The sequence below is a fragment of the Micromonospora sp. CV4 genome (genome assembly GCF_003667455.1).
Lineage (GTDB): Bacteria > Actinomycetota > Actinomycetes > Mycobacteriales > Micromonosporaceae > Micromonospora.
Window position 1 is genome coordinate 1 of record NZ_RCVI01000367.1, and the last position, 8305, is coordinate 8305.

Consider the following 8305-nt stretch of genomic DNA (forward strand, 5'->3'; position numbering starts at 1 on the left):
GTCGCCGGCCGCCGCGCTCGCAGCCGCCGCGCCGGCCGCTCGCGACGCACCGTCACCCCCGTCGACCCGGTCCCGCAGCGACCAGGCGCCGATCGCGGCGGCCACGGCGCACGCGGCTGCCACGGCGATGAGCACCCGGACGCGAGGGCGGCGAGCGTTGGCGGCGGGCGGATCGGCGGCGGGCATTGGCCCAGTCTGCCGAGTGCCGCCGGCCGGGTCGAACCGATGGCCGTTACTTAACGGTCAGCTAAGACTGGCCGGTCGGGCCTCGCCGCCGTGCGGCGGCGAGGCCCGGGCGCGGGTCAGCAGGACAGGTTGGCTCCGGCCGGCACCCCCAGGATGCCGACGAACTGCTGGTACCTGGTGACGCGGCTCTGCACCTGGGCGGGGTTGCCGCCGTTGCACTCGATCGAGCCGTTGATGCTGCGGATGGTCTCGCCGAAACCGGCGCCGGTGACCATCGCGTTGTGGGCCGTCATGCTGCCCGGCCCGTTCTGGGTCATCCAGTACCAGATCCCGGTCTTCCAGGCCACCGCCGCATCGGTCTGCACCAGCCACGGGTTGGTCAGCAGGGGCAGGTTGAGGGCGATGCCAGCGGCGTTGTAGTTGAAGTTCCAGCTCAGCTGGATCGGCCCGCGACCGTAGTAGGCGGCCTGCCCCGCCGGGCATCCGTACGGCTGGCCGGGGTCGCAGTAGTGCGGGTAGTTCGCGGTGTTCTGCTCCACCACGTGCACGAGGCCGCCGGTCTCGTGGTGCACGTTCGCCAGGAAGGCGGCGGCTTCCTGGCGCTGGACGGTGGCACTGCCGCTCTTAGCGAACGCCGGGTAGGCGCTGAGGGCGGCGACGAGCCCGGAGTACGTGTAGAAGGAGTTGCGGCTCGGGAACATCTGGTTGAACTGGGCTTCGGTGACCACGAAGCCGCCGGGGTTGGTCGGTGGCGGTGTGCTGCCGCCGCCGCAGGTGTAGGGCTCCCAGTACCAGGTGCTGATGACCGGGTCGTAGCCCGGGTTGTCGTGCTCGGCGATGTAGTACAGGCCGTTGGTGTAGCGCACGATGCTGCCGGTGGCGTACCAGGTGCCGGCGACCCAGTTCGGGTGGTTGCAGCTTCCCGTGGGCGGTGGCGTGGTGCCGCCGCCGCACGCGCCGAGGTCCTGCCAGACGCCGGTGGTGCCCGGCGGCGCCTCGTTCTGGGTCCACCATTTCGCCTGGTAGTTGCGGCCGTTGTGGGAGACCTGGGCGCCTCCCGTGTAGACGGCCGACGCCTGCCAGGATGCCGAACAGGCGGCCGCCGACGCGGCGGTCGACGGGATGACCGCGACCAACCCGCCGGCGAGGGTCAGTGCCGCGAGCGCGACCAGGGTGCGCAGTCTCGTCATGTGATCACTCCTTTCTGGGATTCGCCTGGCCGAAGGTTCGACCAGGTATCGACGGGAGTGACTGTAACACTTTCTGTTCACCTTCTTTACTATTGCGGGGATCCCCGCCCGGGCAGCCCCGGGCGGACGTGTCGTGGGGTGCCGGGGCGGCCCACCCGTCCGAGCCGATGGCGGGGCCGACGGCTGACCCACCCGGCTGGGTAGCCTGAGGCCATGATCTTCATTACCGCCAAGTTCCGCGTCCTGCCCGAGCACGCCGACCGGTGGCCGCAGATCGCCGCCGAGTTCACCGAGGCGACCCGGGCCGAGCCGGGCTGCCTGTGGTTCGACTGGTCCCGCAGCCTCGACGACCCGACCGAGTACGTGCTGGTCGAGGCGTTCCGCGACGACCAGGCCGGTGCGGCCCACGTGCAGTCCGCCCATTTCCGCGCGGCCCAGGAGACCCTGCCGCCCCACCTGGCCGAGACGCCGCGCATCGTGAACGCCACCGTGCCGCAGCAGGACTGGTCGCTGCTCGGTGAGATGGCCGTCCCCGAGGGTCGCTGATCAGCACCGGGCCCCGGTCGACCGACGCATCGGCTTGGATGGGCTGATGGACGTCACCAAGGACGGGCGGCGCTGGCGGATCGGTACGGCCGGCGACGTCGCCTGGCTCGCCGGCCGCACCACGCAGGGCGTCTCGATCACCACGGCGATCCCGCCGGTCTTCGACGCCTACGCCACCTTCCATCCGCCCGATGGCGTCACGCTGGAGGCCCACGAACGCGCGGTGGTCGACGAACTCACCGCGCGGACCCCCGAGCAGCCCTGGTGGCTGGGCTATCTCGACACCGGCGCGCACGACATCGTCTTCCCGCTCGCGCCGACGGTGTCCCTCTACTGGGACTGGCGCTATCTGCTGGTCGAGGCCGGCCCCCGGCAGGCCCTGACCTGGCGCACCGGCCACATGCGCGGCGAAGGAGCACTGCCCGATCTGTTCTTTCCCGCGGACCGCTCCTGGCTCGTCTCCGCCCTCTGGGACGATGTCTGGACCGACGTCGGTGGCGATCCCGCCCTGATCACCGCGCTGCACCGCAACCCGTTGGTCAACGCCCGCCCCGTCGGACCCGACGAGGATGCCCTCCCGCCCGGTCTCACGCGCGACTGACCCCGACGGTGTCGGCACGCGGGCGGCCCGGCCGTCGCCGGCCGGGCCGCCCGATCGGGCGTACGGTCAGCCGCCGAGGCTCGCGGCCGCCGAGGCGATCGTCGAGGCGAAGTAGCTCACCTGGGTGTAGACACCCGGATAGTTGGGTCGGGCGCAGCCGTTGCCCCAACTGACGATCCCGACCTGGACCCAGGCGTTGCTGGCGTCGCGGCGGAACATCGGGCCGCCCGAGTCTCCCTGGCAGGTGTCCACGCCGCCGCTGGCGTAGCCGGCGCAGATCTCCTGCGCGGCGATGATCTGGCCGCCGTAGTACGAGTTGCAGGTGGAGTCGCTGACGAACGGGACGGTCGCCTTGAGCAGGTACCGCTGCTGGGAGCCTCCCTCGCGAGCGGCGCCCCAGCCGGCGACGGTGAAGGTGCCGCTGTCGTACGCGGTGGTGTTCGCGATCTTCAGCGTGCTCAGTCCGGTGACGGGGGTGGCCAGGCGGATCAGCGCCCAGTCCCGGCCGTTGCCGTTGTAGCCGGGAGCCCGGTAGACGTAGTTCGACCGGACGGTGATCCGGCTGGACGACTGGAGGTCGACCACTCCGAGCGTCGCGGTGATGCTGGTGTTGGCGCCGGTGGCGCCCACGCAGTGCGCCGCGGTGAGCACCAGTCGCGAGCTGTACAGGGCACCGCCGCACCCCATCGATAGCCGCACCATGAACGGGAACTCGCCCTGAGCGGCGCGGGTGCCGCCGACGACGTTCGGCGTCACGGGGTTGTCGGCCGCGGCCGCCGGTGCCGCGAGAATGAGGCTGCCCGCGGTCACCGCGGCCAACGCGGTGGCCAAGAGGCCGGTGAGGGTACGCCAGCGAACCATGCATTCCTCCGCATCAGGACGGCACGCCTCGTGAGCGCACCTGATTTCCGATGCGGTCATCATATTGAGATCAATGGATCTAGAACGACATCCTCTCTGGGTCGTACCGCCGGCGCTATGGATCCCCACCGGACCAGCCGGTTCGATCTGCCGCGGAGCGCGGGTCAGAGCCGGTGGCGCACCCACACGTTCGGCTCGACGTAGACGCCGTGGCCATGCTCGACGTCGCACCACACCGGAACCAGCGCGTCCGGCACGCGCACCGGGCCGGTGCCATCGAAGGGCAGGCCGGTCCAGCGCCGCCACTCCGCCAGCGTGCCCGGGATGGTCATCGACCGTGCCGCGACGGATTCGATCACCCCGCCGGCACGGACGTGCGTACGCAACCACGGGTCCACCGGCAGGCCGTCGTCGCGGACCCGGAAGGCGTACCGGTCCATCGGCTCGTCGGGAACCGTGTGCTTGCCGCTGGGGCGTACCGGCGCGACGAGGGTGTCGTAGCCGAGCCGGCGGGTGTTCTCGCGCATCGCGTCGAGCATCCGGGCGGACAGGCCCCGGCCACGGACCTCGGGGCGGATGCAGATCTCCAACGCGGAAACGATGTTCGTCGGCGTGCCGGCCAGGCGGTTGATCGTCGCCCGCTGCACGATCCGGTCCCAGCCGCCCGGCGGCAGCCGTTCCTCGGTCCACGAGAGCGGCACGCTGTAGGCCCGCGCCACCGCACGGTCCGGCTCGGCGGGGTCGACGGCGAGCAGGACGAACTCCGGGTACAGGTCGTCGGCCACCGCGTAGTACAGCGAGGCCATCGGATCCCACTGCATGAACTCCGGCCAGGCGCCGTCGAAGTCGTTCAACAGCGGCGCGAGCTCGGGCCGTTGCGCGACCGTCACGATTTGAAGATCCATTCGGCGGACGATAGTGGACCGGCGCGGCGGCGGCAGCCCGTTTTCCGCGCCAGCCGTGGTCGCCCGTACGGCGAGAAGCTGGGCAGTGCCGCGCCGGGGCTCTGTGGGACCGACGGCGATCAGCAACCCGCCGAGGTGCTCTCCCGGCAGATCAGCCGGAACGGTGTCTGCACGGTCAGCGGCGCCGTGACCTGCGTACCCTCGATCCGGGCGACGAGGCGGCGTACGGCGAGACGGCCGATCGCCTCCTTGTCCGGCGCGATGGTGGTGAGGGTCGGGTTGCTGAACCGCCCCTCCTCGATGTCGTCGATGCCGATCACCGCGACGTCCCGCGGCGCCCGGTGGCCGGCCTCGGTCAACGCCCGCAGCGCGCCGATGGCGACCAGGTCGTTGTAGCCGAACACCGCGTCCGGGGGTTCGTCGAGGGCGAGCAGGTCACGCATGGCCTGCTCGCCGTCACGTCGGCCGAACTCGCGGGTGGGGGCGACCAGCCCCGCGCGGTACGGCAGGCCGGCCGCGGCCAGGGCCTCCCGGTAGCCGCGCAGGCGCAGGTGCGCCGACTGCCGGTCGCCGCCGTAGGCAGCTCCGATGAACGCTATCCGGCGCCGCCCGATGCCGACCAGGTGCTGGATCGCCGCGTGACTGGCGGCGACGTTGTCGATGGCGATGTGGTCGTGCGGCACGTCGTGGACGCCCTCGCCGATGAGTACCAGCGGGCTGTCGGCGGTTCGGGCCAGCACCTCCGCCCGGCCGATGCGCACGGGGCTGAAGATCAGGCCGTCGATGATGTGCCGCCGCGAGCCGTCGAGCAGCAGCAGCTCCGCCTCCCGGTCCGCGGCGGTGTTCTCCATCACCAGGGTGTAGCCGAGCCCCGCCGCCTCCCGGATCGCGATCTCGGCGAGTTCGGCGAAGTAGGGGTTGTTCAGCTCCGGGATGGCCAGGGCGATCAGGCCGGTACGCCCCCGACGGAGATGCCGGGCGCTGAGGTTGGGGCTGTAGCCGAGTTCGTCGACCGCCTGCTGCACACGCTGACGCGTCCGCTCCCCCACCGGTCGATATCCGTTGACCACGTTGGAGACGGTGGCCAGCGAGACGCCCGCGCGTTCGGCGATGTCCTTCAGGCTGACGGCCATTCACCGACCCTTCGCGCACCTGGCCCGACGGGCCGGAGAGACATTGACGAACAAGGATTGACGGGGGGTCCGTACCACCTCTATAACGTTATACAGGTGGTGATGGATGTCAATATAACCGCCATCGGTCGTACGTGGAGATCCCACCGGCATCCGTCGATGACGTCCGTCCCTCGTCGAGTGACCACCCCGATGCCCACGCCAACGCGCTTCGGGCCGGCTGCACCGCCCGCGGCGACTCGTCCCCCGGAGACGGCATGACACGTCAGGTCCCCATCCGCCCCGCCCTGCCCCTGCTGCTCATCATCGCCCTCGTCGCCGGCGTCCTCGCCGCGCCGACCCCGCGGGCACAGGCCGCGCCGCCGAAGACGCCGCCACTGACGACCCCCTGGACCAACCAGGCGCTGGTCGGCACTCCGCTGCCGGAGTACCCGCGACCGCAGATGACCAGGCCCGACTGGCTCAACCTCAACGGGGAGTGGCAACTGCGCCAGTCCGCGACCGACGACGCCCCGCAGTTCAACACCAACCTGCCCGAGCGGGTCAACGTGCCGTTCCCGGTGGAGAGCGCGCTCTCCGGCATCCAGCGGGCCGCCAACGACAACCGCAACTACCTGTTCTACCGGCGAACGGTCACCGTCCCGGCGAACTGGTCGGGTCGGCGGACCCTGCTGCACTTCGGCGCGGTCGACTGGCAGAGCACCGTGTGGGTCAACGGTGTCCGGGTCGGTGCGCACACCGGGGGCTACGACGCCTTCACCTTCGACGTGACCCCGCAGCTCACCGCCGGGACTAACGAGATCATCGTCAAGGTGTGGGACCCGACCGACACCCGGCAGAACGGCAGCCTGCCGCCCATCGGCAAGCAGACCAAGCAACCCGGAGGCATCTTCTACACCCCCAGCTCCGGCATCTGGCAGACGGTGTGGCTGGAGCCGGTGCCCACGGCCTCGATCAGCAGCGTGGACGTCTACCCGAACCTGAGCAACAACACGCTGCGGGTCCGGGTCTTCACGCGCGGCGACGTGAGCGGCCACAGCGTGCTCGCCGAGGCGCTCAACGGAAGCACCGTGGTCGGCTCGGCCACCGGCGGCTTCACCGACTTCAGCGTGCCGGTGCCCAACGCCCGCCGCTGGTCACCCGACGACCCGTTCCTCTACAACCTCCGGGTGACCCTCCGCAACGCGGCCGCATCCACCGTCGACCGGACCACGCACTACTTCGGGATGCGCGAGATCACCACCGGTGTGGTGAACGGGGTGCTGCGCCCCAAGCTCAACGGCCAGTTCGTGTTCCAGGTCGGCACCCTCGACCAGGGCTACTGGCCGGACGGGCTGTACACCGCGCCGACCGACGCCGCTCTCGCCTTCGACCTGCAGAAGCACAAGGATCTCGGCTTCAACATGGTGCGCAAGCACATCAAGGTCGAACCGCAGCGCTGGTTCTACCACGCCGACCGGCTCGGCCTGCTGGTCTGGCAGGACATCCCGTCGATGACCGCGCAGGACATCAACGCCACCGACGCCCAGCAGGCGCAGTTCGAGACGGAGGCACGCGAGATCGTCGACGAGCACCGCAGCTCCCCCGCCGTCATCGCGTACACCCCGTACAACGAGGGCTGGGGTGAGCGGGCCCTGGCGGACACCCGTCGGGTCGCGCAGAACATCAAGAACCAGGACCCGACCCGTCTGGTCAACCCGCACAGCGGTCACAACTGCTGTCAGTCCCTCGGCAACCCCGGCAACGGCGACATCGACGACTGGCACGCCTATCTCGGGCCGGACTCCCCCGCGCCATCGGCCAACCGGATCGCCGCGCTCGGCGAGTTCGGTGGCCTGGGCCTGCACACCCCCGGCCATGAGTACAGCCCGAACGGCAGTTTCTTCGCCTACGAGTGGCAGCCCGATTCGACCGCGCTCACCAATCGCTATGTGGGCCTCGTGCAGGGCAGCCAGAACCTCATGCTCGGCAAGGGGCTCAGCGCCTCGGTCTACACGGAGATCACCGACCTGGAGGGTGAGCTGAACGGCTTTCTCACCTACGACCGCCAGGTGGTCAAGATGGATCAGGCCCGGGTCCGTGCCGCCAACACGGCGCTGATCAACGCCTCGAAGACCATCGGCAGCTCGGCGCCCGTCGCGTTGCCGGTCAACGCCCGGCGGTCGTTGCAGGTGACCACCCCCGGCCACACCAACCGGTACCTGCGGCACCGGGACGGCCTGGCCTACACCGAGGTGGTCGACGCCGGCAGCACGAGTCTGCTCAAGAACGATGCGACGTACACCATCCGTCCCGGCCTGGCCGACGCCACCTGCTACTCGTTCGAGTCGGTCAACGTCCCCGGGCAGTACCTGCGGCACCAGAACTCGCGGGTACGCAACTCGCCGAACGACGGCTCCGCACTCACCCGCGCCGACGCCACCTGGTGCGCACGGGTGGGATTGACCGGCACGGGTGTGTCGCTGGAGTCGTACAACTTCCGGGGCAGGTACCTGCGGCACTACAACTCGGAGGTCTGGCTCAGCAACGGGACCGGCGGTGACGCGTACAACACGCCGACGCTGTGGGCCGCCGACAGCACCTGGAACGTCAGCGCACCCTGGGCGCCCTGACCGATGAGGTGACGCGGAACGACCGCGGGGGTTCCGGCTCAAGCCGGAACCCCCGCGGTGGCTATCAGGGCGTGTGACTACGCGTCCAGCGATGCCCCGGGCCGGCGCCGGACCAGTCGAGCAGCGGTACCGGTCACGACCAACGCCACACCGGTGCCGAACAGCCACCACAGACCCGACGCGTCACCGCCGGTGACGCGTCGGGTCGTCCGCCGGAGGGGCCGTGGGCTGGGGCGGCGACGGCGTCGGCTGGGTCGGGGTCGGTGTCGGC

Annotated in this window: 7 protein-coding genes and 1 pseudogene; 3 read left to right on the plus strand and 5 right to left on the minus strand. The window is 70.5% G+C overall.

The window, feature by feature from the left end; translation table 11 throughout:
* A pseudogene (locus EAD98_RS25835) lies at positions 1 to 186 on the minus strand (serine/threonine protein kinase); the annotation flags it as partial.
* 116 nt (positions 187 to 302) lie between these two features.
* Positions 303 to 1376 (minus strand): glycoside hydrolase family 19 protein, encoded by a 1074-nt coding sequence (locus EAD98_RS25840; RefSeq protein ID WP_121656588.1) that lies wholly within the window; start codon positions 1374 to 1376, stop codon positions 303 to 305.
* A 213-nt stretch (positions 1377 to 1589) separates the two neighbouring features.
* Here EAD98_RS25840 and EAD98_RS25845 point away from each other — a divergent pair, with 213 nt between their 5' ends.
* A complete protein-coding gene (locus tag EAD98_RS25845; RefSeq protein ID WP_121656589.1) occupies positions 1590 to 1922 on the plus strand; it encodes a putative quinol monooxygenase in 333 nt (110 codons plus the stop codon).
* 46 nt (positions 1923 to 1968) lie between these two features.
* Complete coding sequence (locus EAD98_RS31350; RefSeq protein ID WP_199723554.1) at positions 1969 to 2523, plus strand: hypothetical protein; 555 nt, start codon at positions 1969 to 1971, stop codon at positions 2521 to 2523.
* A gap of 66 nt (positions 2524 to 2589) precedes the next feature.
* Here EAD98_RS31350 and EAD98_RS25855 read toward each other — a convergent pair whose 3' ends face one another.
* The 3 genes from EAD98_RS25855 to EAD98_RS25865 all read right to left on the minus strand — a co-directional run bounded on the left by EAD98_RS25855 (position 2590) and on the right by EAD98_RS25865 (position 5422).
* Positions 2590 to 3384 (minus strand): trypsin-like serine protease, encoded by a 795-nt coding sequence (locus tag EAD98_RS25855; RefSeq protein WP_121656590.1) that lies wholly within the window; start codon positions 3382 to 3384, stop codon positions 2590 to 2592.
* Positions 3385 to 3548: 164 nt separating this feature from the next.
* Positions 3549 to 4289, minus strand: coding sequence for an N-acetyltransferase (locus EAD98_RS25860; RefSeq protein ID WP_121656591.1), 741 nt, complete (start codon positions 4287 to 4289; stop codon positions 3549 to 3551).
* Between the two features lie 119 nt (positions 4290 to 4408).
* Complete coding sequence (locus EAD98_RS25865) at positions 4409 to 5422, minus strand: LacI family DNA-binding transcriptional regulator (RefSeq protein ID WP_121656592.1); 1014 nt, start codon at positions 5420 to 5422, stop codon at positions 4409 to 4411.
* 257 nt (positions 5423 to 5679) lie between these two features.
* Here EAD98_RS25865 and EAD98_RS25870 point away from each other — a divergent pair, with 257 nt between their 5' ends.
* Entirely contained in the window at positions 5680 to 8034 is a 2355-nt protein-coding gene (locus tag EAD98_RS25870; RefSeq protein WP_199723555.1) for an AbfB domain-containing protein, read from the plus strand.
* The last annotated feature ends 271 nt before the right edge of the window (positions 8035 to 8305 follow it).

Bases quoted from the DNA above. Each gene is read 5' to 3' on its own strand.
- EAD98_RS25860 (WP_121656591.1), bottom strand. From the start codon at position 4,289: ATGGATCTTCAAATCGTGACGGTCGCGCAACGGCCCGAGCTCGCGCCG.
- EAD98_RS25840 (WP_121656588.1), bottom strand. From the start codon at position 1,376: ATGACGAGACTGCGCACCCTGGTCGCGCTCGCGGCACTGACCCTCGCC.
- EAD98_RS31350 (WP_199723554.1), top strand. From the start codon at position 1,969: ATGGACGTCACCAAGGACGGGCGGCGCTGGCGGATCGGTACGGCCGGC.
- EAD98_RS25870 (WP_199723555.1), top strand. From the start codon at position 5,680: ATGACACGTCAGGTCCCCATCCGCCCCGCCCTGCCCCTGCTGCTCATC.
- EAD98_RS25865 (WP_121656592.1), bottom strand. From the start codon at position 5,422: ATGGCCGTCAGCCTGAAGGACATCGCCGAACGCGCGGGCGTCTCGCTG.
- EAD98_RS25855 (WP_121656590.1), bottom strand. From the start codon at position 3,384: ATGGTTCGCTGGCGTACCCTCACCGGCCTCTTGGCCACCGCGTTGGCC.
- EAD98_RS25845 (WP_121656589.1), top strand. From the start codon at position 1,590: ATGATCTTCATTACCGCCAAGTTCCGCGTCCTGCCCGAGCACGCCGAC.